This window comes from Pseudenhygromyxa sp. WMMC2535 (genome assembly GCF_011083025.2).
On sequence record NZ_JABJWV010000001.1, the window covers coordinates 8,277,775 to 8,303,575 of the forward strand.

The 25,801-nt window shown below is 69.6% G+C and carries 15 protein-coding genes; 8 read left to right on the forward strand and 7 right to left on the reverse strand.

Going from position 1 to position 25,801, the window contains the following annotated elements; translation table 11 throughout:
- Positions 1-172: 172 nt before the first annotated feature.
- Complete coding sequence (locus tag G6O69_RS31985; protein WP_172307257.1) at positions 173-2,617, forward strand: WD40 repeat domain-containing protein; 2,445 nt, start codon at positions 173-175, stop codon at positions 2,615-2,617.
- Positions 2,618-3,011: 394 nt separating this feature from the next.
- Here the strand turns inward: G6O69_RS31985 and G6O69_RS31990 are convergent, their stop codons facing one another.
- A complete protein-coding gene (locus G6O69_RS31990) occupies positions 3,012-3,695 on the reverse strand; it encodes a TerB family tellurite resistance protein (protein ID WP_172307258.1) in 684 nt (227 codons plus the stop codon).
- 238 nt (positions 3,696-3,933) lie between these two features.
- On the opposite strand from G6O69_RS31990, the gene G6O69_RS31995 reads away from it, so the two are divergent.
- Positions 3,934-5,628: a hypothetical protein gene (locus G6O69_RS31995; protein WP_172307259.1), complete on the forward strand. Its 1,695-nt coding sequence runs from the start codon at positions 3,934-3,936 to the stop codon at positions 5,626-5,628.
- Between the two features lie 261 nt (positions 5,629-5,889).
- Here the strand turns inward: G6O69_RS31995 and G6O69_RS32000 are convergent, their stop codons facing one another.
- The 4 genes from G6O69_RS32000 to G6O69_RS32015 all read right to left on the reverse strand — a co-directional run bounded on the left by G6O69_RS32000 (position 5,890) and on the right by G6O69_RS32015 (position 10,772).
- On the reverse strand, positions 5,890-6,396 hold the full coding sequence (locus G6O69_RS32000) for a hypothetical protein (protein WP_176397216.1): 507 nt from the start codon (positions 6,394-6,396) through the stop codon (positions 5,890-5,892).
- A gap of 58 nt (positions 6,397-6,454) precedes the next feature.
- Entirely contained in the window at positions 6,455-7,453 is a 999-nt protein-coding gene (locus G6O69_RS32005; RefSeq protein ID WP_172307260.1) for a glutathione S-transferase family protein, read from the reverse strand.
- A 77-nt stretch (positions 7,454-7,530) separates the two neighbouring features.
- Positions 7,531-9,471 carry a hypothetical protein gene (locus tag G6O69_RS32010; protein WP_172307261.1) on the reverse strand — a complete coding sequence of 647 codons (1,941 nt, stop codon included), beginning with the start codon at positions 9,469-9,471 and terminating at the stop codon, positions 7,531-7,533.
- A complete protein-coding gene (locus G6O69_RS32015; protein ID WP_172307262.1) occupies positions 9,468-10,772 on the reverse strand; it encodes an acyltransferase in 1,305 nt (434 codons plus the stop codon). The genes G6O69_RS32010 and G6O69_RS32015 overlap by 4 nt, the downstream gene beginning before the upstream one ends.
- A gap of 166 nt (positions 10,773-10,938) precedes the next feature.
- On the opposite strand from G6O69_RS32015, the gene G6O69_RS32020 reads away from it, so the two are divergent.
- Positions 10,939-12,351, forward strand: coding sequence for a DUF4397 domain-containing protein (locus tag G6O69_RS32020; protein WP_255215926.1), 1,413 nt, complete (start codon positions 10,939-10,941; stop codon positions 12,349-12,351).
- A 151-nt stretch (positions 12,352-12,502) separates the two neighbouring features.
- Entirely contained in the window at positions 12,503-13,537 is a 1,035-nt protein-coding gene (locus G6O69_RS32025; RefSeq protein WP_176397217.1) for a hypothetical protein, read from the forward strand.
- 91 nt (positions 13,538-13,628) lie between these two features.
- Here G6O69_RS32025 and G6O69_RS32030 read toward each other — a convergent pair whose 3' ends face one another.
- Positions 13,629-15,452, reverse strand: coding sequence for a CRTAC1 family protein (locus tag G6O69_RS32030; protein ID WP_172307265.1), 1,824 nt, complete (start codon positions 15,450-15,452; stop codon positions 13,629-13,631).
- Between the two features lie 70 nt (positions 15,453-15,522).
- On the opposite strand from G6O69_RS32030, the gene G6O69_RS32035 reads away from it, so the two are divergent.
- Both G6O69_RS32035 and G6O69_RS32040 read left to right on the forward strand, forming a co-directional pair.
- Positions 15,523-17,238, forward strand: a complete 1,716-nt coding sequence (locus G6O69_RS32035; protein ID WP_172307266.1) for an ATP-binding protein — start codon at positions 15,523-15,525, stop codon at positions 17,236-17,238.
- Positions 17,217-22,100, forward strand: a complete 4,884-nt coding sequence (locus tag G6O69_RS32040) for a hypothetical protein (RefSeq protein WP_172307267.1) — start codon at positions 17,217-17,219, stop codon at positions 22,098-22,100. The genes G6O69_RS32035 and G6O69_RS32040 overlap by 22 nt, the downstream gene beginning before the upstream one ends.
- Before the next feature lie 37 nt (positions 22,101-22,137).
- On the opposite strand, the gene G6O69_RS32045 is transcribed toward G6O69_RS32040, so the two are convergent.
- On the reverse strand, positions 22,138-23,400 hold the full coding sequence (locus tag G6O69_RS32045) for an FG-GAP-like repeat-containing protein (protein ID WP_172307268.1): 1,263 nt from the start codon (positions 23,398-23,400) through the stop codon (positions 22,138-22,140).
- Positions 23,401-23,681: 281 nt separating this feature from the next.
- Between G6O69_RS32045 and G6O69_RS32050 the strand changes: the two genes are divergently transcribed.
- Together G6O69_RS32050 and G6O69_RS32055 are read left to right on the forward strand one after the other, a co-directional pair.
- Entirely contained in the window at positions 23,682-24,476 is a 795-nt protein-coding gene (locus G6O69_RS32050) for a lysophospholipid acyltransferase family protein (RefSeq protein WP_172307269.1), read from the forward strand.
- A 184-nt stretch (positions 24,477-24,660) separates the two neighbouring features.
- The gene (locus tag G6O69_RS32055) at positions 24,661-25,794 is read left to right on the forward strand and encodes an STAS domain-containing protein (RefSeq protein ID WP_172307270.1); all 1,134 of its coding nucleotides are present in this window, start codon (positions 24,661-24,663) and stop codon (positions 25,792-25,794) included.
- Positions 25,795-25,801: the final 7 nt, after the last annotated feature.

The window sequence follows — 25,801 nt, forward strand, 5'->3', positions numbered from 1 at the left end:
TTCTCAATTCAGCGCCCCAACGCGCGGACTGGCTGCGCTCGTGTCACAACCGTCATCACGAGACAGCCCTCGTCTCGCGCTCGTGCGCCGCCTTGGCACGGCGTGGCCCCCCCGCCAGCACCTCGCGCTCCGATAGACTCGTCGAGCCCTTCGGGGAGGTAGAGCGCGCGGGATGAACGACCAGCGACGACAGCGGCGACGACTCTCGCTCCTCGGGGCCACGAGCCTGATCTCGGCAGGCGCGCTCGGGTTCGCGCTGGTTCAGCTCCAGGCGGCTCGCGCGAGCTCACAACCTCGTGCCCTCGCGCAGGCGAAGCTCCGCGCGCACACGTCGATCACGGAAGATCAGCTCCGGCGCGAGCAGGGACGCCACGCCTCGCTCCTGGCCGAGACCCCCGGCCGCGAGCGCGACGCCCTCGTGCTCGCGATCGCGTCGGTCGCGGCCCACGATCCCCCTCCCCCAGCGGCCACGACGGGCCTCGTCGATGCCCTCAACCACGCGCGCCGCAGCCTGGTCCTCGACGGTCACGCCCTCGGCGTGAACGCGCTGGCCTTCTCCCCCGACGGCGAGCGCCTCGCCACCGCCAGCGACGACCACACCGCCAAGCTGTGGGACGCCTCGACGGGCGAGCTGATCACGACCTTCGCCGGCCACACCAACGACGTGAACGCGCTGGCCTTCTCCCCCGACGGCAGCCTGCTCGCCACTGCCAGCAGCGACGGAACCACGAAGTCATGGAAGGTCGAGACCGGTCAGCCCCTCGCCAGCCTCGACCAGACCAGCTCGAGTGATCCCGCGCTGGTCTTCTCCCCCCAAGGCAGCCTGCTCGCCACTGCCAGCCTCGACTCGGTGAAGCTATGGGACGCCGAGGCAGGCCGACTGCTCGCAACCATCGACACCCCCTTCGAGAGCGTGACCGCGCTGGCCTTCTCCCCCGACGGCAGCCTGCTCGCCACCGCGGGCGAAGACAAGCTCGCACGGCTATGGACCGTGCCCACCGGCCAGCCAGTCGCCAGCTCGCGGGGGCACGGCGCAGCGCTGATCGAGGTGGCCTTCTCCCCCGACGGCAAAAGGCTCGCCACCGCCAGCCTCGACGACACCGCCAGGCTGTGGGACGCCGCCACGGGCGACTCGATCGCGAGCTTCACCGGCCACCTCGCGCCCTTGACCACCCTGGCCTTCTCTCCCGACGGCGAGCGGCTCGCGACCGCCAGCGTCGACAACACCGCCAAGCTGTGGAACGCGAGGACCAAGGGGCTCATCGCTACCCTCGACGCGCACAGCGATCGCGTGCACGCGCTCGCGTTCACGCCCGACAGCAGCCTGCTCATCACCACCAGCAGCGACAACACCGCCAGGCTGTGGGACGCGAGCACGGGCCACCTCGTCACGACCCTCGACGACGACACCACGAGCTGGCGTTGGACCCTGGCCGTCTCTCCCGAGGGCGAGCGCTTCGCGACCACCAACGGCGACATCGTCAGGCTGTGGGCCATCGACCCCGCCCAGCCCAGCACCATCTTCGACGCCCACACGGACCCCGTGCTCGCGGCGGCCTTCTCTCCCGACGGCAGCCGTGTCGCCACCGCCAGCGAGGACAAGAGCGCGAAGCTATGGGACGCCACCACCGGCCGGCTCCTCACCACCTTCGACGGCCACGGCGCCCCGCTCCACGCCCTGGCCTTCTCTCCCGACGGCAGCCTGCTCGCCACCGGCAGCTTCGACAAGACCGCCAAGCTGTGGCGCGTCGACACCGGCCAGCTCATCGCCACCCTCGACGGCCATCGCGGAGAGGTCCAGACCCTGGCCTTCTCCCCCGACGGCAGCCTGCTCGCCACCGGCAGCTTCGACGAGAGCGCGCGGCTTTGGAACGCGAACACAGGCGAGTACATCTCGACCCTCACCGGCCACCAAGAGCCGATCCGCAAGCTCGCCTTCTCTCCCGACGGCAGCCACCTCGCCACCGCAGCCGGCGCCGCCGGCCTCTGGGACACGGCCACCGGCCGCGCCATCAGGGCCCTCGAGGGCGTCTACCACCACGACGTGCTGGACGTGGCCTTCTCCCTCGACGGCGGCCAGGTCATCACGATCGAAGAAAAGGGCGAGCTCAACCACTGGAGGACCACCGACGGCAAGCGCGCCGTCGCAGCTCTCCACCTCGACGCCCTCGGCGAGCTCACGGCCGTCGCCATCTCCCCCGATCGCACCCAGCTCGTCACCGCCGCCACCCACGGCGGCATCCAGCTGTGGGACCTCACCACCGGCCAGCCCCTCACCCCGCCCCCCAGCACCCTCGACTACGACCCCGAGAAGCTCGTGAACGCCATCGCCTTCTCCCCCGACGGCACGCGCTTCGCCACCGCCGGCAACGACCGCACCGCCAAGCTCTGGAGCGCCACCACCGGCCAACCCATCGCAACCTTCGGCGGCCACACCCGCCCCCTCTACTTCCTGACCTTCTCCCCCGACGGCACCCGCCTCGCCACCGCCAGCTTCGAGAACACCCTCAGGCTATGGGACACCACCACAAAGGCCTGGCTCCACCGCGCCTGCCAAACCCTGCGCACCTTCCCCGAACACGAAGAAGTCGCCCAGACCTGCACCGACCTCCCCTAGGAGCCCGCTCCCCCAAGCAGGCCCTGCTCCCCCCAAGCAGACCCTGCTCCCCCAAGCAGACCAGGCTCCCCCAAGCAGACCCCGCTCCCCCAAGCAGACCCTGCTCCCCCCAAGCAGACCCTGCTCCCCCCAAGCAGACCCTGCCAAGCAGACCAGGCTCCCCCAAGCAGACCAGGCCTCCAAGCGACCCCGCTCCCCCAAGCAGACCAGGCCCCCCTCTGGGGGGCCACCACGTGCTCACCGCCAACTACATACCCAGCCCATCCCCCTCGTAGAGGGGGCGTTCGTCCGCGGAGCGGACGGACGTGCATGGCCCCAGTTGCTGACGCACCGAGGGGGGCTAAAGCACCCCACGGACGTGCATGGCCCCAGTTGCTGACGCACCGCGGGGGGCTCAAACAGACAACTGCCGCCGAGCCATCGACATCGCCGCCTGATCCCGGATCCCCAAGTTCGACCGCACCCGCTCCAGCATCTCCTGCTCCTCGTCCGCCACCTCCCCATCCGAGGCCGCGATCTCGGCCAGGTACTGATAGATCAGCGCCTTCTCGTTGTCCTCGAGGATCTGCCCCAGCAGGTAGGCCAGCTCCTCGACCCCGGGCAGATCCTTGTGGTTCTTGAGCACCCGGAAGAAGTCATCGGCGCTGAAGTCCGTGAACAGCTGGCGGCCGATCTCGATGGCGACGGAGACCTCTTCGTCCTGGAGCTTGCCGTCGGCGGCGATCATCGCCGCCGCGAGGCCATAGGCCACGCGCAGGGGATCGATATGCATGCCGTCTTCGGGAATACCGGCCTGATCCAGCGCGCGGCGGACCGCCTGCGGGTTCGGGCGGACGAAGAGCCCCCGGACGGCGCCGTAGGTCAGCATGACTGGGTTGATCACCGCTGCGGTGATGCTGAACCAGCCGAGCACGGAGGACTTGCCGACCTCTTTGTAGATGGCCCGCCGCACGCACCGGCGGCAGCCCATGAACTTTTTGACACCCACGGTGTAGGCGACGACCAGACCCCGAACGTAGGGGACGGACGCCACGGTCTCGAGGTCTCGCTCGTGGCAGTAGGGGCAGACGTGGCTCATGCTCCGCGCGAAGCATAGGGCCTTTCGCCCCTGGCTCCGACCGCCGACGCCAGCAAAGCACGCGCGCCCATCCAGGCGCAGGGCGCACGTGCCCACTCTCCGTAGGGATGGCCACTTTCAGTGAGCTAGTTCACCGTTTTTGCTGGGACATTGACCACAGACCGACGTCTGCGTCACCTCTTCGCCACAGGCCCCGTGCGAGACTCCGGCCATGCGAAACCTGCATGCATCGCTATATTTGGCCGTTTTATCAAGCTTCAGCCTCGCCTGCTCCGACAGCAGCGGAGGCACCGACGAGGCCGACGAGACCATGGGCGAGGGCGAGGACGAGACCGCCGAGGAGAGCGCGAGCGGCTCCGAGGACTCGAGTGACTCGGCGGACACTTCCACTGATAGTGCCGACACTGACGGCTCGGAGACCGACAGCGCCGACGCTGGGACCGAGGGCACGGACGAGTCTGGCGAGACCGACGGCGTCACCGAGGGCCTGGCTCTCGCGCTGCTGCCGAGCAGCTACCTCGTCCTCGAGGCCGACAACGAGGGCGCCCTCTCTGCCAGCTGCGCCCTGCTCGAAGACGGCCTCCCCGCCGCCGAGCAGCCCGCGTTCAGCTACGCGCTGAGCCCCGCCGAGGGCGTCGAGGAGACCGCCGAGGGCTGGGCCTTCCCCGAATTCGGGACCTGGAACCTCAGCTGCAGCGCCACCGTCGACGGGGAGCTGCTCGAGGTCGAGGGCGAGATCGCCGTGCTCGACGACGCCATCGATCCGCGCTTCGCCACGCTCGGCGGGGGCCTGGGCTCGAGCGTCATCGCGGCCTTGGCGGTGCTCGCGGCCGACGGCGGTGACGACCAACTCCTCGCCGACGCCGTCGCCGAGCTCGAGGCCGCCCAGGCCGAGATCGCCGCCGTCGAGATCGCCGACCTCGACGACGTCCTGCGCCCCGTCCCCCACGGCTACCCGACCACCGCCGCGCTCGAGCAGGCTGGCATCGCCGCCACCGCCGACGACGACGCCCTCGCCCCCGCCCTCGACGAGGTCGCCGCGGCCCTCGACGATCTCGAGGCCTTCTACGCGGGCCTCGACCCCGCGAGCGAGCCGACCCAGGCCGACCTCGACCAGCTCGAACTCGTGGGCTCGACGCTCAGCGCGGCCCTCGACGCCGCCAGCGCCCTCGAGCCCACGGTCCACGGCTGGCTGGCCAACCGCGAGAGCCTCGCCCTGCTCACCCGCGACCGCCTCGCCCCGGCGGTCGCCGCCGTCAACGCCTACATCATCGCCCGCGCCCAGATCGAGGCCGAGGGCGTCTTCGGCTACGCGCCCGCGAGCAAGGGCGTGTCCGCGCGCTTTGGCCTGTTTGGCGTCACCTTGGGCCTGTTCAACCAAAGCTACATCCGCATCAAGCTCGTCAACGAGTGGTACGGCGACGCCTTCGCGGCCCTCGACAAGAGCATCAACAACCTGATCCTCAACGATCTGATCGACTACTTCCTGCCCGCGGATCCCAACGGGCCGATCATCGACATCCTCCAGGCCAGCTCCAGCGTCGGCTACGCCCTGCCGGGCTACGACACCTGGGCCTACGGCTCGAACTTCAACACGGATCCGAGCTTCAACGTGTTCTTGATCCTCGGGGATCAGTGGCAGGGCATCGTCGACAGCATCATCGACGGCTGCGGCGTGTCCGAGGAGAACACCATCCCCGAGAACTACGAGGCCTTCACCGGCTGCATCGAGGACATCGAGGACTCCGTCGACAGCTCGATCCTCGAGCCTGGGCAGGTGATCGAGCCTGGCACCCTGGGCGGGCAGGACATCTACCTCGGGCCCTTCCCCGAGGCCTGCAGCGGGTCCTTCCCCGTTGCGACGCTGGTCATCCCCATCAACCTGGCGACTGGCCGCGGCGAGACCTGGCTGACCAACTGCATCTCCAACTAGCGAATGCGGATGGGGCTCCTGAAGGAGCCCCATCCGTCTCTAGTGTGCGCGGCAGAGGACTTGAAGGGTCCCAGGCGCCGGACCGCCGGTTGCTGACGAGGCGCGAGGAGGGAGTTTGTCGGGCACAAATGACTGACGAGCAACGAAGTCAGCGGCCGGTGCTCCAAGCCTGGGACCCTTCAAGTCCTCTGCCGCGCACACTAGATCTGGAGCCGTCACCAGGGCGCGCTCGCGGCCTCGAGTCGACGCATTTTCACGCGCTCAGCGACAGACGTCGCCGGGGCCGTCCGCGATGGTCGTGCAGCGCGTGCCCTCGGGGCAGCGCGAGTCCTTGGCCGCGCGATCGCAGGGTTGCTCGCACGCGTAGAAGGTCGGGCCCGAGGGGCCTGCGATGCCGTAGTAGCTCAGGCAGCGCTTGGGCGCCTGACAAGGCGTGCCGTTGCAGTCGACGACCTCGACGCCTTCGTCTTCGCCCCCCTCGCCCCTTTCGCCCCCTTCGCCCCCTTCGCCCCCCTCGCCCCCTTCTGGAGATCCAGCCTCACCTGCGCCAGCGTCCCCCGCCGCGTCCGCCTCTCCGGCTTCGGCCTCGGCCTCGCCAGCCTCGGCTTCAGCGGCGGCTCCCCCCTCCGCCTCCTTCTCTCCCGCCTTCGAGTCGGACTTGGGCGCGTCCACCGATCCCCCAGGCTCCGACTCCTTCGCGGCCGGCTTGCAGCCAGCGAGCGAGAAGGACAGGCACAGCGAGATCACGAGTGGTGACGTGCGAAGCATGGGCCGAGCATAGCCCAACGCCCGTTTTCGCGCACCGCTCGCCTCCCTCGGCCTCGCTTCACTTTCCGCTGGCGATCAGCTCGGCCAGGCCCAGCCCGCCGACCGCCTCTCGCCCGTGCGCCGAGTCGAGCTCGAGCTGCGGACCCACGGCGACGATCCGCGAGGGGTTCACCTTGGGGTGGCTGCGATAGTAGTGCTTGCGGATGTGCTCGAAGTTGCAGGTCTGCGCGACCCCGGGGGCCTGGTAGAGCTCGCGCACGAAGCCCCACGAGTTGGGGTAGTCGACGATCCGCCGGCGGTTGCACTTGAAGTGGGTGTGATAGACGAGGTCGAAGCGGATCAGCGTGGTGAACAAGAAGATGTCCGCCTCACTGGGCCGATCCCCGACGAGCCAGCGCTGACGCCCGAGGACCTGCTCCCAGTGATCCAGGGCCGCGAAGAGCTCGCCCACGGCCTCCTCGTAGGCCGCCTGCGAGCTGGCGAAGCCGGCCTTGTAGACGCCGTTGTTGATCGGCTCGTAGATCGCGTCGATGGTCGCCTCGATCTCGGCGCAGGTGTCCGCCGGGGCGAGGTCGATGGGGTGCTCGGCGAGCGCGACGAACTCGTGGTCGAGCATGCGGGCGAGCTCGCGCGACTCGTTGTTGACCACCGTCCCGGTCTCGCGATCCCAGAGCACCGGCACCGTGACCCGGCCGGTGTAGTGGGCGTCGGCGGCTACGTAGACCTCGCGCAGATAACGGCTGCCGAGGATCGCGTCCTTCGTCGCGCCGGGCACCGAGGGATCGAAGCGCCAGCCATCCTCCCCCATGTAGTGATCGACCACCGAGATGTCGATGGCGCGCTCGAGGCCCTGGAGGGCGCGCATGATCAAGGTGCGGTGCGCCCACGGGCAGGCCCACGATACATAGAGGTGATAGCGGCCATCGCTGGGGGCGAAGGGCGTGCTCCCGTCACGGCTGACCCGACCACGAAAGTGCGTCTGCGGCCGCACGAAGCGGCCGTCCTCGTCGGGTTCGTACCACTGCGTCGTCCACTCTCCGTCTACGAGCCGTCCCATTGCGGGACCAGCTTACGCCACCGACGAGCGCCTGTTACCCCGAGCGCGCCGGCGCGCGCCCGGAGCGACGCACTCGCTCAGTCGCGCTTGACCGGCGGGATGAGGATCACGTCGGGGTCCTCGGGCGGCGGCAGCCTCGCGAAGGGCACGACCCCGCGCCCCCCCACCGGCGGTACGGTCCAGCGCATCAACCCCTTGGGCGTCGAGATCATGAACAGGTACTGCGGATCGTCGAGGTCGCGGGCGAAGCGAAAGCGGACCTTGGTGGGGTGGCCGTCGTCGGTGTCGGCGAGGATCTCGACGCGCAGCGTGGGGTACTCGAGCACCTCGCCGGTGCGCAGCCGAGCCTCGTCGCGGCGAAAGAACAGCTCTCCGGCGGTATACATCCACGCCCCCCCGGCGATCGCCGTGAGCTCGAGGGTGTCGGCCTGCGGGCGGAAGGCGGCCATGGGGAACTCGGCGCTCAGCGCCAGGGGACGCCAGCTGCGGGGCGTGGGCGCGCCGTTTTGGTGGAGCACGTACTCGCCGTAGAGCCCCGCGGTCTGGCTCGGCGCGTTGAGCACGATGACGTCGCGGCCCTCGAGGGGCTGCTGAAGCAGGTCGCCCTCGGTGAACGCGAGGATGTTCCCCGCCTGCATGCCATCGAGGTGCCGGATGTAGCGCTGACCCCAGGCGATATCCATGGGCACGTGGAGCCCGAACAAGACCAGCGCCGCCGGCAGCAGCGCCAGGCCGCGGGCCCACTTGCGCGCCCACAGCAGCCGCGCGCAGCCAAAGAGCACCAGCGCGACCACGGCGCAAGTCGCCGGCTGAACCATGATCAGCAGCCGCGAGTGCGAGGGCGCCACGGTCACCGGCAAGAGCCCCAAGATCCCGCCGAGCAGCAGCGCCCGCATGGTCCGGCGCTCATCCTCGCTCAGGGCCACCCGCGCCAGGGCCACGCTCGCCCCGGCCGCGGCCACGCCCAGCCAGCCGAGGATCGCGTGGATCCGGTGGTAGTCCATGGGCACCGGGTTGGGCGGGACCGTGAGCTCGTACCACCACACCGCCGCGGGGTGCCGAAACACGTGGATCGTCGCCGCGGGGACCGACCAAAACGCGCCGGTCATCAGCTTGGGCATGCGCATGACCGCCCACTTGAACCACCCCGCCGGCGAGTGGACCGGGTCCGCGTAGACGTCGGCGCCGAAGGTCCCGTAGCCCAGGGCCTTGTGCACGGCGAGGTAGGCCAGCGTGGGGATCAGCGCGGGCAGCAGCCCGCGCCCGCGCGTGCGCCAGTCGCCCTCGCCCATGACCACCTCCCACATCAGGATGTAGGGCAAGATCGCCAGACCGTACTCGCCTCCGGTCATGGTCAGGGCCACGAGCAGGCCCTCGAGCCACGGGCCGAAGCGCGCCATCTTGGGGCCGCCCTCCCCGCGCCGCCAGCGCAGGTGCACGCGAAAGGCCGCGAACCCGAAGGTCGCGCAGACCAGCACGCAGCGGTTGGCCAGCCAACCCAGGGGCGAGACGAAGCCCGCCTCGCAGGCGTAGAGCAGCACGGCCAGCAGCGCCGGGCCGCGGGGCAGCAGCGCCCGCGCGAGCAGGCCAAAGCTGACGATCGAGGCCCCGAACCACAGCTGCGAGTGCGCGTGCCAGGCCCGGGCCCCCGGCAGGAACCAGTGGTCGATGGACAGCAGCAGGCTCGAGAGCGGGCGAAACACGGTGCCGTGCAGCCCCGGCTCGGACCACCACGGGGCCGTGCCCTTCTCGACGTGCTCGATCATGAGCGGCCCGCGGCGCAAGAAGGCGTAGAGATCGAAGGGCACGTAGCCGTCGCCGGGGAAGATGCCCGCGACCATGGCGTACTGCATGTAGTCGTCGCTCATCGGGCCGATGCGCGTGGCCGGCCAGCGCAGGGCCACGGCGGCCACGGCGAGGACCAGCAGACCCACGGCCCAGCGCAGGGTCTCGCCCGGGGCCTCCGGCTCGCGCGAGTTCGCGATCAAGAGCGCGGCGAGGCGTCGGGCGGCGCTCACGAGGCGCTCCCTCCCCCACCGCTGGTGTTGGCGGCAGCGTTGGCGGCAACGCCGACGCCAACGTCGGACACGTAGCGGGTCCGCAGGCGCATGAAGGGCCGCTCGACCGCGTTGAAGAAGAGCAGCGAGAGCAGGATCGCCGCGGGGAAGGCCAGCAGCAGGGTGTTCAAGGTGGCGTCGAGCATGGGGTGGATGCCCGGCCACCACTGGTGAAAGGGCAGCATCAACCCGGGCATGTGCTCACGGTCGAGGGGATCGCCGATCACCAGCCCGACGATCATGAAGTGACAGATGTAGGTCGAGAAGCTCATGTCCCCGAGGAAGGCGAAGGTCCGCTTGATCGGCGCCCAGATCTTGCCGGCCACGGCCAGGTAGCCGAGGACCGCGAGCAGACAGACCAGCGACTCCCAGGTGGGCGCCCAGATCTTCCACCACGCCTGCTTGGGGTAGCCGCCGCTCTGGCTCAGGAACCACTCCCAGGCCAGGAGCACGACCATCGCCGTGGCGAAGCTCGCCCACGGGCGCTCGCGCAGGGCCCGGGCCAGGCCGGCGCTGAGCGGATCTCCGGGCCCGAGCGCGGCGGCCCGCGGGTCGTCGCGCCAGCGCAGCCAGATCCGCGCGCCGAGCATGCCGATCAAGAAGGCGTCGAGGCGCCCGGGGATCAGGTGCCAGTAGTGCAAGTCGCGGATGCTGTCGCCCAAGAAGAAGCCCACGGTGCGCAGGCCGAGCATCAGCGCGATCATCCAGACCAGCGGCCGCGGCCCCTGGCGGGTCATGATCGCGATCAAGAAGGGGAAGATCAGATAGAACTGAAACTCCACGGCCACGGTCCAAAACGCCGTGGTCACCGGGTGGAGGCGCAAGCTGGCCGCGCTCATGTCCCCGAAGATCGTCGCCGTGGTCACGAAGCGGTCCCACTCGAAGCGATCGGGGAACAAGGCGATGCCAAAGAAGAGCGCCGTCAAGAACACCGGCATCACCCGCAGCACGCGGTTGCGCAGGTACTTTCCGTAGGCCAATTGCTTGCCGAAGCCCACGAGCGTGAAGATGAACCCGCTGACGATGAAGAAGACCGTCACGAACACGTGGGTCTCGATGATTGGCGCGAACAGGGGGTTTTGTGCCTTGGGCCAATTGTTCCACGTCACCGCCGGCGGGTAGTGCATGCCCAGTGAGACCCAAAAGCCGTGGTGGAAGAGCACCATGAAGGCCGCGAAGCCGCGCAGGTGATCGAGGCCTTCGATGTAGGCGATGTTCTGGCTGCTCGCGGCACTCGAGCGCGTGGCCTTGGCCTCGGACATTGCGGGAGCATAGGCGAGAAGGGGCCGACGGGAGAAATCGCGCATCAGGCGCAAAAGCGCGCACGCCCTGGCAGCTGGCTGGCTGGCTGGAGATTTTCCAGCCGTCACTGGCACGTTTTTGTGGCGGTCCTCGAACCGTCCTCCTAAACTGTGAAAGTCGCGCATCATGGACAGCTGGATGTCCACGACGCACGCATGGATAGCTTCAATGTACCGCTCGAATCATCGCCTCCCCCTCACGATTGGTGTATGTGTTTTCGGCTTCGCCGCCTTCGCTTGCTCCGACGACACCACGACCAACACCGACGATGTCGGCACCCCCGAGACTGACAGCTCCGGGACCGACTCCGAGTCGAGCACCGACGACGACATCGGCGAGACCGACTCCGGCTCGACCGAGACCGACTCCGGCTCGACCGAGACCGAGACCGACTCCGGCTCGACCGAGACCGACTCCGGCTCGACGGACACGGACACCGACACCGACACCGACACCGACACCTCGGAGACCACGGACGTGCCGCCCGAGATGGCGATGCTGCGGGTGCTCCACGCGGGCCTCGACGCGCCCAACGTCGACATCTACATCGACGACGCCGACGCTCCGGCCGTCTCCGATCTCCCCTTCCAATCGGGCACCAACTACCTCGAGGTCCCCGAGGGCATGCACACGGTATCGATTACGGCCACCGGCCAGCCAATCGAAGACGCGGTGCTCAGCGTCGAGGTCGAACTCGCCGCGCAGACGATGTACTCGGCGGCGGCCTACGACTACCTGGCCAGCTTGTCCGTGATGCTGCTCGTCGACGACGACAGCGCCATCGAGGCGGACACCGTGCTCTTCCAGGTCTCGAACGCAGCTCCCGACCTTGGCCAGGTCGACATGTGGCAGCTCGCGGATCCGCCTGTCTTGCTGGTCGAGAACCTCGACTTCGGCGCGACCGCCCCCCTGCTTGCCCCCGTGGGCGCCATGGATCTCGGGATCGACGTCGACGACGACGAGGTCCCCGACCACACCTTCAGCGTCCCCGATCTCGGCGCGGAGATCCTCATCGACCTCTACTTGACCACCGAGTCGGGTGGCGCGCCAGCGCTCATGCTCGCGCACATGCCGGACGGCTCGGTCGTGCCGATCCCCGCCGACGTCTGCGGGGATGGCGAGCTCCAGTGGGGCGAGGACTGCGACGGCGCAGTTCCTGATGACCAGAGTTGCGAGACCCTCGGCTTCAACTTCGGCACCCTCGCCTGCTCGGACACCTGCGCCCTCGACAGCACGTCTTGCTCGACCTGCGGCGATGCCGTGATCGAGGGCGAGGAGATCTGCGACGGTGATCAATCCTGCGCCGAGATCGATCCCGAGATCTACTCTTCGGGCAGCGCCACGTGCTCCGAGTGCACCACCACCGACACGAGTGAATGCTCTTCGGGGACCTGCTGCTCGACGGGCGACGCGAGCAGCTGCGACGTCCAGGCGGTCCTCGACTGCGTCTGCGCGCTCGACTCCTTTTGCTGCAACAACGGCTGGGACAGCATCTGCGTCGGCGAAGCCACCGACGACTGCGGCGCCATTTGTCCCTAGTTTCTCTCCAATAGGGGCTCGGATATCAGGGTCGCGAGATACCGACATTTCACCAGCGCAAAGCCCGAGACCCACCTCGCATAGCCAAGATACACAGTTCTTTTCGCCCGTTTACTTGTCCCTCCCCTGACCAAGCTCGTAGGATTTGCGCATGGCCTCACCGCTCGCGCAAATCCGCTCAGGCTCGATTCTCATCTCTTTGGTATCGAGCCTCGTCGCTGTATCTGGCTGCGCGTCAGGAGACGCCGAATCCGAGAGCTTCGGCGGCTTCTCGACATCGGCGGGTAACAACACCGAAGACGACGACGACTCCAGCGACGAGATCGGCAGCGAGGGCGAAGACGCGACGAGCACGGACACCTCCGAGGAGACGACGAGCACGGACACCTCCGGAGAGGAGAGCACCTCCGGAGAAGAGAGCACCTCCGGAGAAGAGAGCACCGACGACTCGGAGAACTGCGGCAACGGAGTGATCGACGACGGGGAGGTCTGTGACGGCGACGCCCTCGACGATCAAGACTGCCTCAGCCAGGGCTTCGACAGCGGCACCTTGGCCTGCGCCGACGACTGCACGGCCTTCGACGCCAGCGCCTGCGAGAGCGAAGCTTGCGGCAACGGGGCCATCGACGGTGGCGAGCTGTGCGACGGCAGCAACCTCGGCGGAGCCAACTGCGTCGGCCAGGGCTACGACGCAGGCACCCTCGCCTGCGTCGAGGGCTGCAACGCCTTCGACGAGAGCGCCTGCACCTACACCTGCGGCAACAACCAGATCGGCGGCGACGAGGTCTGTGACGGCAGCGCCCTCGACGGGGAGACCTGCGCGACCCAGGGCTTCAGCGGCGGCAGCCTGGCTTGCACGGCCGACTGCAGCGGCTTCGATACCTCGGGCTGCTCGAGCTGCGGCAACGGCGTGATCGACGCTGGCGAAGTTTGCGACGGCAACCAGTCCTGCGCGACCGTCGACCCCGACACCTACTCCACCGGCACCGCGACATGCTCGAGCTGCACGAGCCTCAACACCGGCTCGTGCACCTCGGGGACCTGTTGCACGAGCGGCAGCGCGGGCACCTGTGACGTCGACGCGATCCTCGACTGCGTCTGCGCCCTCGACTCCTACTGCTGCGACAACAACTGGGACAGCATCTGCGTCGACGAAGCGACCGACGACTGCGGCGCAGCCTGCTGAGTCCACGCCAAGGCGCCGAAGAGGGCTCGCCACCGCGAGCCCTCTTTTTCTTTGCCCGCGCCGAGCTCAGAGTCTGTGAATTCACAGACTCTCAGCCCTCGACGACCAGCACCCGCTGATCCACGGCCAGGTCGGTGAACACCTGCACCACGCCGCTCGCCGGCCAGGTCACGCGGACCAGCCCGACCTGCTCGGCCTGACCGAGGCCGAAGTGAGCGGCGCGCTCGGAGTGGCCGAGGTAGCTGACGTCGCCCGCGCCGACCTCGTGGAGCTGACGCTCACCCTCGACCTCGATCTCGACCCGCGCGCCGAGCCCGTCGCGGTTCGAGCTCGTCCCGCGTAGCTCGACCTCCAACCAGTGGTTGGCCGTGATCGTGTCGTTGCGAAACAGCTTGGGCGCCCCGCCCTGATTGGCCACGAAGAGATCGATGTCCCCATCGCGATCATAGTCGAAGCGGATCATCCCGCGTCCCTGTCCGGTGTCGGCGAGGCCCAGCGTCGAGGGGTTCTCGACCATCACCCCGCCTTCGTTGGTCCACGAGACGATCGGGTCGTCGAAGTGCAGCGTCGCCCGCCAGCCGTTGGTCAGCGCGAGATCGAGGTCTCCGTCGTTGTCCTGGTCGAAGAACACCGCCCCCCAGGCCCAAAAGCCGTCGCGCACGCCGAGGGCGTCGGTCTGATCGTCGAACTGGCGGGCCCCGAGGTTCCTGTATAGCCGGTTGCCGTCGTTATAGGGCCCCATGATCGAGGTCACGAACCAGTCGAGGTCACCGTCGCGGTCATAGTCGGCGATCGCCGTGCCCATGCCGTCGCGATCCGTGCCCACCCCCGAGGCGAAGGTCCCGTCGAGGAAGCTGCCTTCGCCCTGGTTCCAGAACAGCCGCGAGCAGCCAAAGTCCGCCGACTGCACGAGCTCGACCCAGCCGTCGCCGTCGAGGTCGGCCCACGCCACGCCGAGCACGAAGGTGCCCACGCTCGGGGTCTCGGTGGAGGACTCCAAATAGACGTCGTCGACGACGACCCCCGCCGCCTCCGTCAGGTCGTCGAAGATCGCCGGCTCGGCGGCGCCGCGGTTGTGGAGCAGGCGCGCGTGGGCCGGGAACTCACCGATCGCGTTTGTGTGCCAGTCGCCGACGTAGAGGTCCAGCCAACCGTCGTTGTCGTAGTCGCCCGGCGCGACGCTGGTCCCCGTCTGCGGGTGCCCGCTCTCGAGCGAGGCGCCCCGCGGCCCCGCCTCGTCGATGAACCAGCCGTCGTAGTTGATCAGCAGGCGATGGCGCAGATCCCCGACGGTGCTCACGTAGAGATCGAGGTCCCCGTCGTTGTCGAAGTCCGCCCAGCTCGCGCCGCTTTGGTGATCGAGGCCGGCGAGGCCAAACTCGGCGGTCGCGTCCTCGAAGCTGCCGTCGCCCCGGTTGCGATAGAGGATGCCCGGCTCGAACAACCGGGTGACGTAGAGATCGACCCAGCCGTCGCCGTCGACGTCGCCTGCCGCCGCCCCGGCGGTCGACCAGTCGATCGCGCAAAAGAAGTTTTCCTTGGGCGGGAGCAAGGTGTCGATCAGGCAGTCCCCGGGCAGCGGGAAGCCGTCTCCGTGGCTGTGATCGATGCCCGCGCTCACGCTGACCTCGGTGAACAGGACCTGTTCAGCTGTGCAACAGCCGAGATCCGAGGGCGTGACCTCGCCGTCCTCCATGTCCCCCGAGCCCGGCCCCTCCTGCGGGCCAGTGGCGTCCTCCAGGCCGTCCGACTCGACGCCGTGGTCGAGCGCCGTCGAGCCTTCGCTGCCGGCGTCGTCATCCCAGCTCCCACCTTCATCCCAGCCCCCGCCTTCTATCGTCGGCGCGACGAGGCATCCCCCGAGACCAAGACCGAGGCCGGCCCACGCCAGGCCGTGGCGGAGGACATGACACATGTCGACAGCTTAGCAGCCCGCGCGCGCGCCGGTCGACGCGGGCCCCCCCGTCGGGCTACCGTCGAGCGCCATGGCCTCCCCCGCAGCGCTCGATGTCGGAGACGCCCTCGACGAGCTGGTCAACCAGTTCGCCGACCCGATGTCCTTCTTCCGCGAGCTGATCCAAAACGCGCTCGACGCCGGCAGCGCCGAGGTCGAGGTCAGCTTCGAGTTCGAAGCCAACGCCGACAACCCGGATCAGGGCGCGATGGTCGTGTCGATCGTCGACGCCGGCGAGGGCATGGACCGCGAGATCATCGACAGCCGGCTGACGCGGCTGTTCTCCTCGGCCAAAGACGGCGACATGACCAAGATCGGCAAGTTCGGCATCGGCTTCGTGTCGGTGTTCGCTATCGAGCCCGACGCGGTCTGTGTCGACACCGCCCGGGCTGGCGAGGCCTGGCGGGTGCTCTTCGACAAGCAGCGCAACTTCAAGCGCCTGCGCCTCGACCAGGCCCTCGAGGGCACGAGCATCCGCATCATCAAGTCGAGCAAGCGCGAGGACTACGAGCGCTTCGTGGCCCGGGCCAGCGAGGTCATCCGCTACTGGTGCCGCCACGCCAACGGCGAGGTCTGGGTCGACGGCGCGCTGATCTCCGAGCCCTTCGGCCTCGACGCCCCGCTCTGCCACGAGTACCGCGACGAGTTCTCGCATATCTTCCTCGGCCACGAGCCCGGCTCGCCCACCCGCCACGCCTACTTCAACGGCGGCCTGACCCTGGTCGAGGCCGAGGGCAGCCACAACAGCGTCATGACCCAGCTGCGCGGGCTGGTCTTCAAGGTGTCCTCTCGCTACCTCGAGCACACCTTGACCCGCGACGACGTGATCAAGGACGCGCACCACGCCAAGGTCGCCGCCCGCCTCGTCGAGCTCGCCCATGGGCCGCTGCGCGAGCTCGTGTTCGCCGAGCTCGACGCCTGCGTGCGCGCACAGTGGCCGCGGGAGCCGGGCGCCGCCGCCGAGCGCCTGCACCTGCTCTACGAGGCCGCGCACTGGCACCTGTGCGCCTCCGGGCTGTCGCGGATCACCGCCAAGCTGGCCTGCGCGCGCTCGCCCAGCGGACGCGTCTACACCTGGAACGAGCTGCGCGGGGCCGTGCGCGACGGCGACGATCTCCTGCTGTGCGCCGAGCCCAGCCCGCTGAGCGACGCCGCCGAGGCCCAGGACCTGGTCGTCGTCGCCACCTACGCGGGGGTCACCCCCTCGAGCCACGCCGAGCTCGCCCGCGCCCCCGACCTCGCGCCCATGCTCGCGGCCTTCGACGCCCTGCGCGAGGACGCCGGCGCCAGCCGCTGGCTCGAGGAGCGCTTCTTCATACCCACCGATCCCCCGCTCGCCGAGCGCCGCGGGTGGCAGCCCCTGGCCACGGCCGTGGCCGAGATCCTCGACGACACGGGGCACAAGATCGGCGGCTGTCGCTTTGGCTGCTTCGAGCGCAGCGGCAGCGCGCTCGCCGGGCGCGTGGCGATCAGCCAGCGAGAGTACGGCGAGCTGACCCCGGTCGACGAGGCCGGCGAGATCACCAAGGGCCTGTTCAGCCGCCGCCGCGTCCTGGTGGTCGACGCGGACAACCCCGCCGTCCGCACGCTGCTCGGCCTCGCCAAGCGCGAGGTCGAGCTCGCGGCCTATCAGCTGATCAAGCTGTTCTTCGTCCACGGGGGCGCGATCTCCCCCGCCCAAGACTCGGCGCTGGCCAGCGCCGCCATGTCCAAGCGAGAGGCGCGATGTCCAAGGCCACAGAGCTGATCGAGAACCTGACCAACGCGGCCGAGTTCGACTCGGACGGCGACTTCTCCCTCGACCGCGACAAGGCCCGCAGCAAGCTACGCCAGTTCCAGCTCGCGGAGCACCACCGCTACGTGCTGCTGATCGTCGAGGCCGCCACGCAGCTCGGGGCCAAGGAGCTCCGCTTCGACATCGACAGCAACGACATGCGCGTGGCCTTCGACGGCGACGCGCTGACCAAGGAAGACCTCGACGAGCTCTACACCTCGCTCTTCGCCAAGCACGAGACCTCGACCCTCAGCGCGCGGCGAAACCTGGCCCTGGCCTGCAACACCGCCATGGCCCTCGATCCCCGCTTCCTCGGGGTCGTCAGCTGCGCGGGCAAGGGCGGGGCGGTCGTCCGTGCCATGCTCTACCCCGACCGCCCCGACGTGGTCGAGACTCTCCCCGCCGACGACCCCGCCCGCGACCTGCTCCACGAGGCCTGCGCGCCCCACTTCTACCCAACCACCTACATCCACCTGCGCGAGCGCTTCCACTCCGGCGTGCTCGCCCGCGCCGCCATGCAGCTGTCCGGGGCCGACCTCCCCGAGGAGCGGCTGCTGCGCGAGCGCTGCAAGTACTCGCGCGCCACGATCATGCTCCGCGGCCGCAACCTCGGCCACGGCCTCCCGCACGGCGAGCAGCTCACCGAGGTCGCCTTCGAGCGCGAAGACTTCCGCGGCCTCGCGGCCTATGTCTTCACGGAGCACCAGCGCCCCGCCGAGCTGGTCTTGCTCTCGAACGGGGTGTGGATCACCACTCACGAGCTGCCCGCCGAGCGCTTCCCCCCTGGCCTGCGCTTCGTCGTCGACTCCCCGCGCCTGCGCAAGGACGTCTCGCAGGCGGACGTGGTCCGCAACGATCCAACCTACGAGCGCATGCTCGAGGCGCTCGGCGACGTCACCGAGGCGCTCCTCGCCAAGCTCGCGCAGATGCTCCTCGACGGCGCCTTCGTCACGGGCGAGGTCACCCTCCTCGCCAAGCTCGCCTATGGCGTGCTGCGCGACTATTTTCAGCGCCACGCCGACGCCTCGTGGCTGCGCCCCGACGCCGGCCCCCTCGGCACGCTCGCCCAGCTCCATCTGTGGCTGACCACCCAGCACGAGTGGATCAGCCCCATCTGCATCGCCGAGCGCCGCGAAATCATGGTCAGCACGGAGGACTTCGGCAAGCAGCTCCCTCCGGGCTGGGAGCCGGTCATCTACATGCGCAGCCCCGAGCAGGGCGAGGTCTTCGCCCGCGTCCACCCGGAGCACCGCGACGTGACCGAGGCGCTGCGGACCGCGCTCGCAAACGAGCGGGCGCGGCTGGCCTGGCGCGCCCGCGCGCACGACGATCGCCTCCCGCGGGGGAACTGGAGGTCCAAGCGCTTCGCCGCTCCCGAGCACGGCGTGTCCGGTGAGATCGCCTTGTTCCCCGGGGGTCATAACGACGTGCGCATCGTCGTCGACGACCACCTGCTGTGCATCCTCAAGCCCACCGTCGATCTCGGCCTCGCCCAGCTCGGCGTCGCGCTCGTGCTCAGCGGCCCCTTTGGGACCTCGCCCGGCTACGACGCGCCGCTGCTCGATCTCCCCCTCGCCAGGGGCCTGCACCTCGCCCTGGCCCAGGTCCCCGCCCTCGCCGCGGCCTGGGCCTACGATGCGGGTGCCGACCAGCGGCGGGTGATCGAGGAGGCGATGCCCCACCTGGCCGACGCCAGCTTCGCCCAGCGCTGGCTGGTGGCCTTTGGCTGGGGCAGCGAGCGCGCCCGGCAGCTGCTCGAGCAGCTCGGGCCGCCCCTGTCCTTGAAGGACATCGCCCGGTTGCTGCGCTTCTACACCATCAACGGGGACAAGGTCGGGCTCAGCGATCTCAGCGCGGAGTTCCACGCCAGGGGCGAGCTGCTGTGGCTCGATCCCGAGCTCCCAGCGCACCCCAGCGAGGCGCTCCTGCTCCGCCTCCAGCCCCACGAGCAGCGCCTGCTCTCGCGCGTGTTCGGGGACGGGGCCCTGCGCGACCATGGCCAGGCCTACCTCGCCCAGCTCGGCCGCCTCGAATACCTCGAGCGCCCGGTCTGCGAGCCCACGCGGCCCGAGGCCGAGTGGACGAGCGCCTTCGAGTCCGCGGGCATGCGCGGCTTCGTCGGCGTCGCCAGGCCTGCGGCCCGCGGCTGGCAGATCGGTCAGGAGCACACGGCCCGGGTCGAGCTGATCGTCGACGAGCGCAGGCTGTGCTGGCTCGACCTCGACACCTGGCAGCCGGGGGTCACGGCCGCGGTCGCCTGGGACGAGGCCCCGGTCGATGGGCAGTGGACGCGCCTCGATGGGCCGAGCACCCCCCTGCGCCTCGCCCTCGACCTCGCCCTCGTCGACCTCTTCACCCGCGAGGCCGAGCGCGCGAGCGGCTACGTCCACGACCAGGGCCTGCGGCAGCTGCTGTGGACCTGCGCGCTCTCGCCCTTCGCCTCGAGCGCGATGTATGCGGCCTGGCGAGCGCTGCGTCAGGCCAGCCCCGACGATCACGCCCAGGCCGTCGAGGCCTACGCCCAGCTCGTCGCGCTCGCCCCCGCGCTCCACCCGACCACGCTCCAGGCCGCCGTCGAGCTGCTGCTCGACGCGGGCGAGCTCCCGACCTACGCGCGGACGCTCGAGATCGCCGAGCGCCCGCCCCAGCCGCCCAGCGCCGAGCTCGACGGCGCCCGCCTCCCCCTGCTCGAACACCACCCGCGCTTCGAGGGCGTCCCGCTGCTGCGCAGCCTCGGCGACGCCCCTCTGAGCCTGGCCGAGCTCGACGCCCACTATCAGCGCACCAACGAGATCGCCTACGTCGACGCCAGCCTCGCCCTCGCCGACATGGGTGACATGGAGGACATGGGCGACGAGCGCCTGATCCTCGCCCTCGATCGCATCGATATACTCGCCTTGTCGCATCTGTTCGGGGCCGCGGCCCTGATCGAGGCCAGCGACTGGATCCACGAGCGACGCCGCGCCGCCGACTTCCAGGCCCGCCCCGAGGAGCAGCTGCGCGTCCCCGAGGGCGAGCGGATGATCAGCGTCGAGTTCGACGCCGAGGGCTTCGTCGGAGAGCTGGCGATCCCCCCGCGGGCGCCAGCCCTGTCCGAGGAGATGAGCGTGACCTTGTGCTACCAGCGGCGACGCGTGCAGCGGCTCGGGCTGCTCGCGGTCGTGCCCGCGGTCGGCATCGTCGACGACGCGCAGGCCGAGCTCGACACCAACTACGCGGGCGTCGATGCCCAGAGCACGCGCATGAAGACCCTGCGCGCGTTCATGGCCATGACCCTGCGCGAGCGCCTGCTCCCGGCCCTCGCCGAGGGCTACGCCCAGCTCGAGGCCCACGAGCGAGAGCTCGCCCGCGCGTGGATCTGCGTCTACCTCGATCGCGTCTGCCCCCGGGCCGGCCAGCACCCCAGCCGCCTCGACGCCCTCGGCCGACGCTTCGCTGCGCTCCCCCTCTTCGAGGACCTCGACGGTGAGCCGCGCTCGCTGGCCGAGCTCAGCGAGCGCTACGCTGCGCGCGGCTGCTTCGACTACGTCGAGCGCGATCTCGGCCTCGCCTTCGCGCCCCCCTTCCCCGTGGTCTTGCTCGACGATGGCGCGCGAGAGCTGGCCGAGGCGATGTTCGGCGGCCTCGAGGACTACAGCCCGCGCTGGCACGACTTCGTCGAGGGTCGCCAGCGCCGCGCCGAGGCCCCACAGCTGCCGGCCCTCGAGGCCCCACCCGACGCGCTGGTCTCGGTCCCGGTCGAGCGCCAGGGCCTGCGCGGCGTGCTGTGGCTCCCCGCGTCCAGGCACTTCCCCCCCGACGTCTCGTGTGGAGACAGCGACAAGCTCGTCGCCACCATTCGCCCCTACCTCGCCCTGCCCTGCTGCGGCGTCGTGTCCGGGGCCCCCTGCGACGACCGCTTCACCGAGCCGGCGTTCAGCGGCGCGCAGACGCGGCTGCTGACCAACCGAGTGATCCGCCTGTACTCCAAGCTGCTCGAGGACCACCGCGATGACCTCGCGCGGCCCGATCGCGCCGCATTCTCGGCGCCCGAGGCCGCGTGCCTCCGAGGCCTGCGCACGGCTCTCCTGCGCGACGCCCTGCTGACCCTCGACTCGCTCGTGCGGAGCGGGGAGAGCTTCGACGCGATCTCGAAGGGGCTCTACCAGCGCCTGTGCAAGCTCCCGCTGCTGAAGCTCGGCACTGGGCGGCTGATCTCCCTCGACGCCGCTCGCGAGGCCCGGCCCACGGAGCTGCTCCACCTGCGGCTGTGGGACGAGCACCCCGCCCCCGCCTCACCGAGCGCCCCGCAGTCTCCCCAGGCCCAGCAGCCTCTCCCCGATCAACGGACGCAGCGCCCAGGCGCCGGCGTACTCCCCAGCGCCAGCGAGGCGCTCTTCGCCGACGAGGCCGATCCCCAGGGCGCCGACACGACCCCCAAAACGACTGCCGACACGACTGCTGAAGCAGCCGCCGACAAAGCCCCGCCCGAGGACCCCGTGGGCCGCGTGCTCGAGCGCATCCGCGCCGAGCTCAGGCTGATCCGCGAGCGCGACCAGGCGCTGCTGAGCGAGGGCCTCCTCGACGAGATCGACGTCCTCGACGGCCCGGGCGAGCAGCTCGTGTCCATCGACGACAAGGTGCTCTTCGACCAGGCCCACCCGCACTTCATCCGCGCCATGGACGACCCGGATCCGGTCTGGATCAGCTTCCTGACCTCGACCGCCTACACCGCCCTCAACACCTGGCTCGAGTCGGTCACCGACGAGGACGAGCTGCGCTTCCACGCCCACCACGCGGCGCACCTGCTCTCGGCCTCGTTCACCGAGTCGTTCACCGAGTCGTTCACCGAGTAGCGGGCGGGAGCGGGCCCGCCACGCCCGCTACTCGCGCTCAGGGGTGCGACATCGCCGTGCCCACGCTGTTGCCGTACTGGTTGGCCCAGGCCACGTCGAGCACCCCGTCCATGTTGAGGTCGGCGACCTGGACCGAGACCGGCGTGCTCCCGGTCCCCCACCAGCGCCGGCGCTCGAATTCGCCGCCCGGGGCCTGGATCCACATCTCGATCAGGTTGGTGCCCATGCAGCCGACCACGATGTCCTCGGCGCCGTCGTTGTTCATGTCGCCGATCGCCACGGACTGCGGGCCCCCGCACACCTCGATGCGCGTCGGCGCCAAGAAGGCGCCCTGGCTGTTGCCGAGCAGCACCGAGATCGAGTCGTCGCCGTAGCCCGCGACCACGAGGTCGAGGTGCCCGTCCATGTTGAGGTCGCCGGTGGTGACCCACCATGGATCGCTGCTGATCGCGTACTCGACCTGCTCGGGGAAGCTGCCGTCGCCCGCCCCGTGAAAGACCACCACCCGGCCCTCGCTGCCGAGGTTGTTGACGACCGAGGTGACGAGGTCCAGGCTCCCGTCGAGATCGATGTCGACGAGCTCGGCGTGCATGGGGACGCCCTCGCCGACGCTGAGGCTGCCGATCCACTCGGCGCCCCCGGGCCCGCCACGCAGCAGCGCGAGGCCCTCGCTCGTGGTCACGACCAGGTCATCGCGGCCGTCACCGTCGAAGTCCCCCGCCGCGATCGAGCTCGCCGTCGTGCCCACGGACTCACCGACGGCGGCGCCGAAGCCCATCTGGCCGTCGTTGAAGGCCAAGAAGGCCGCGTTTGCCTGGTTGTTGGCCGTGGCGATGTCGAGGTCCCCGTCGCCGTCGAAGTCGCCCACGGCGAGGCCCACGGGCAGCTCCTCGCCCGCGTCGTGGGCCTCGGTCGGGGCGAAGCTGCCGTCGCCGTAGCCGCGCAGCACGTTGGTCACGTGCTCGCTGCCCGCGGGCAGCAGCCAGTCGGAGTTGGGCACGGCGAGGTCCGGGCGGCCGTCGCCGTCGAAGTCGGCAACGCTCAGCGAGCAGGGGTCGATGCCCGCGTCCTGGGGCGGATCCTGGACCTGGCACAGCTCTCCGGGCTGGACCTCCTCGTCCCAGCAGCTCTCGCTGACCTCCCCGCCGCTGCCCGGGGCCTCGCCGACCTCGTCGCCAATATCATCGCCGAAGCCCTCCTCCCCCTCATCGGCGACGCGGTTGCAGCCGGCGGCGAGGGCGACGCAGGCGAGGCTCGGGAGCATCAGGCGGGGAGCACGGGAGAACTGGGGCATGGACATGGCGGACCTCTGGGGGGGCGGCAGGTTGATGGTCTCATCAAACCCCTGGGCCGATCACTAACGGACTCACGCACGCAGATTTCATCCCCTAGGAGCCCGTGGTGGAACCCAGCCGAGCTGTCTTCGTCCCGGCGACGACGCGCTCAGCGCAGCTCCCCTTCGGCCCCTCCCATCCCCCTTCGGCCCTCCCCTTCGCCCCCGCTCGGCTTCGCGCCGGCGCGCTCGCCCCCCCCGGGAGGTTGGCCCCCGGCCGCGGCCGTGAAATCATCGCCGCGAACACCGTGCCTCGCTTCCTTCGCATCCCCCTGTCGGGCCTGGCCTTCCTGATCTTCTACGGCTGCGCCAGCGCCATCGCCTGGATCTTGCTGCCGATCGAGCGCCACCGCCTCCGCCACCTCCCCGCGGACGAGCAGCGCCTGGCCCTCGATCGCTTCTTCATGCGGACCTACGCGTTCGCCATCGGCTTCATGGCCCGCCTGGGCCTGATGCACTACCGGCTCCCCGACACCTCGAAGATCCCCCCGGGGCCCAAGGTCATCGTCGCCAATCACCCCTCGCTGATCGACGTGCTCTTCATCAAGGCCTCGCTCCCGGGCGTGGTCGTCCTGGTCAAGGCCGCGCTCTTCAAGTCCCCCTCCCTGCGCCGGATCTTCATGGCCAGCGGCGACTTCAAGGGCCCCGACGGCGAGGGCCAGACCTTCGGCAAAACGGCCGTCCTCGACATCTTCGTCGAGCGCCTGCGCGCCGGTCGGAGCGTGCTGGTCTTCCCCGAAGGGACCCGCTCGCCGGCCTGGCGCCTACACCGCTTCCGTCGGGGCGCAGCCGAGGCCGCGATCCGTGCCGGCGTCCCGATCTTGCCGATATTCGTGCTCAATGACCCACCTGTGCTGAAAAAGGGGGACAAGTGGTACGACATGCCAAAGCGTGTGCCCGAATTCGAGCTCGAAGTCCTACCAATGATTGATACGGCCAATCGCAGCTCTCGAGAGCTCACCACCGAGCTCCGCAACATGCTCGCAGTCCGCCTCGAAGCCGCACGTGAACGCACGGTCGCTCGAAACCGTGCAGAAAACTGAGGCAGCCATCCCCGGCGCTGATCTCCGGACCCGCGCCCCCGAGGACGCGCCCAGCCTCAGCTTCAGGGCTGGGCCATATCCAGTCTCGGGCCATCCCGATAGCAACGAAACAGTCACTACATTGACGGATGTCGGCTGACTTCGATAGTGTCGCTGACAGTTGGGACCCATAGCATCCAATGAGGTGCAGCTCATCGACTTTGCGAGCTGCGAGGCGGGGCTCCAGCAGTCACCGCTCCCGAGCTGGGTGCTGGACGTCCAGACGCTGCTGATCTGCTGGGCCAACGCCCCTGCCCTCGAGCTCTGGCAGGCCAGCGGTCCCGAGGAGCTCTACGCCCGCGACGTGACCTCGGAGGCAACCGAGTCGGAGATCGAGCGTGCGGCCCTGCTCATGCAGCAGATCGCCGCCGGCAAGCGGATCAGCCAGGAGTGGACCTTCTTTCAGATGGGTGAGCCCATCTTGCTGCTCCTCGATCTATGCGGCGTGGCGCTGCCCTCGGGCGGCTACGGCCTGCTCAACCAGGCGATGCCGATCCACGACGCGGCCCCACCCCTGGTCCAGCGCAAGCTCGCCATGGCCCAGCAGTCGGCCTTCATCCGCGTGCTCGTCGGCCGCGAGGGCGCCCTGCTCTCGAAAAACGCCGAGGTCGACAAGGCCATCGGCGAGACCGACTCGTGGCTCGATTGGTTCGAGGATCGGGCCGAGGCCGAGGCCCTGCTCGCGGCGACCCTCGCGGGGAAGACCACTCGGGTCCTGACCCGCGTGCGCGCCCAGGCCGGCCAGCGCTGGCACAGCATCGTCGCCCAGCGCATCCAAGATCCCGTGACCAAGGAGCACTGCGTGCTCGTCGAGCACGCCGACGAGACCTCGCGCATCGAGGCCGAGCAGCTCGCCGAGGCCCGCAGCCAACGCATCGACTCGCTCAGCGCGACCCTCGAGCTCGTCGAGCGCCAGCGCCAGGAGATCCTGACCTTGTCGGCGCCGATCCTCGACGTCGGGGACCGGACCTTGGCGGTCCCGATCATCGGCACCTTCGATGACGACCAAGCAAACTCGCTGACGAGCCGGCTGCTCGAGGCCGTGGTCTCGCGCCGGGCCAGGCGAGTGATCCTCGACGTGACCGGCGTCGCGATGGTCGACGGGCGCAGCCCCGAGCGCGTGCGTCAGCTGCTCGGCGCCCTGCGCCTGCTCGGGGCGAAGGCGATGATCTCGGGGATCCGCCCGCAGCTCGCCAAGGAGCTGATCCACTCGGGGCTCGACCTTGGCGAGATCACGATCCTGCGCAGCCTCGCCGACGGCCTACACCAGACCCGCTGAGCAGGCG